This window comes from Candidatus Cloacimonadota bacterium, assembly GCA_034661015.1.
Taxonomy (GTDB): domain Bacteria; phylum Cloacimonadota; class Cloacimonadia; order JGIOTU-2; family JGIOTU-2; genus JAYEKN01.
In genome coordinates, this window is the sequence record JAYEKN010000276.1 from 1 (window position 1) to 1,641 (window position 1,641).

Genomic DNA, 1,641 nt, shown 5'->3' on the forward strand with positions numbered 1-1,641 from the left:
AACGTTAAGTATATGGTTTTGTGGCGGTTGTGGAACACAAATCTTTCAATTTACACTGATGTTTATTTATTGTTAAAATATTCAAATTTAGCACTTCACCCGCCATAAACTATATACATTGTTGTGTTTTCGTGCTTTTATTATTTTTCTAATATTTCCATTAATTTGTAATTAAGATATAGTTTTTCCTTGCCTACTTTTATTGAATCTAAAAATCCTTTTTCTTCAAGTAAGATAAGATAATTGCCAACAGTTTTAAGAGTTCCCAACCCAGCGTTAATCAGAAATTGTCTTTTTGTATATGGCAATCTGAATATTATTTCTATTAAGTCTTTTGAGTAAACTTTTGGGAGTTCATTCTTAATTTTTTCTGATGTTTTTTCCATTAGAGAAATCACATTATCTAAACGGATTAAGCCTTTATTAGCAGTTGATTCTATCATATCAAGCATGTAAAGAATAAATTCTTCCCAATCATTGTTTTCTGTTATATTCCTTAGTTTCTTATAGTAATCTGTTTTATTCTTTATAATATATTCGCTAAGATAAATCGCCGGGATGTCTAACAATTTTTCCATTTTTAAATATAAAAGCAAAAGAATTCTTCCTGTTCTTCCATTACCATCTGAAAATGGGTGAATTGCTTCAAATTGATAATGCATTATAGCCATTTTAATCAAAGGATCTAATGAAACATCCTGATTAATGAATTTTTCAAGATTTGCTAATTTATCTCGAATTATACTTTCTCCGGAGGGTGGAGTGTAAATAACTTCTCCATTTGTATTTGAAAGAGTAGTGCCAGGTATAACCCTGATTCCTGAAGAATTCTGTTTTATGCACTGGACAATCTCAATGCAAAGGTTCGTAGTGATAAATGGTCGTGAATCTAATCGGTCAAGTCCTAACGATAATGCTTCTTTGTAACTCAGAACTTCTTTAGTGGCAGGATTATCAAACTTTTTTTTTGCTACTACTGCCTTATATAAATCATCATTGGTAGTTATGATATTTTCAATTTCAGAACTTGCCTTTGCTTCTTGCAAGTGTATTGTATCAAGAAAAAGTCTTGGATTTGGTAAGTTTGTCATGGCTCCGTTTAGTTTAGCCAATGCCCTACTTGCAGTTATTGTTTTTAGTAAAATATTTTTTGTTTCAAATTCAGCCAATTTTGGCGGAAGTAAAGGCAAATCATCAAATGGTATTTTTCTGTCAAAATTTGTCATATCTTACCGAAAGTAGTTTTTACACTCATTAATTGAATAAGGGCAAATATAGCAATAGTTTACTCTCGTTTGTATTCTTAGAGTAATTTTTATTCTCATTGGTGTCTTATTTTGCATGAAACACAACTTCTGTATATAACCTATTGTTCTTATTCTGCCAATTTGGTAGGATAAACGCAATTGATTATATTTTTCTTTTATCATTTCAATTTATTCCACGTATAATACAAAATCAGAGGGATATACATAATATCAATATTAAGGCTCATTCAATATGCCCAAGAATTTCCTGTATGTATCTCATATCAGTACCTGATTCCAGTAAATGTTATAGATATTTATAGAATATCTTTTTTGAATTAATCTATTTTTATATCCAGCCATAATATTTTTCATTACCTAAATAGCAAAACAT

1 protein-coding gene is annotated in these 1,641 nt (G+C 29.5%); it reads right to left on the minus strand.

Annotated features, from left to right (window positions below; translation table 11 throughout):
* Positions 1-140 precede the first annotated feature (140 nt).
* Positions 141-1,226, minus strand: coding sequence for a Fic/DOC family N-terminal domain-containing protein (locus U9P79_09705; GenBank protein MEA2104896.1), 1,086 nt, complete (start codon positions 1,224-1,226; stop codon positions 141-143).
* Positions 1,227-1,641: the final 415 nt, after the last annotated feature.

Excerpts from the sequence above, each read along its gene's own strand:
- U9P79_09705 (MEA2104896.1), bottom strand. The coding sequence starts at position 1,226 with ATGACAAATTTTGACAGAAAAATACCATTTGATGATTTGCCTTTACTT.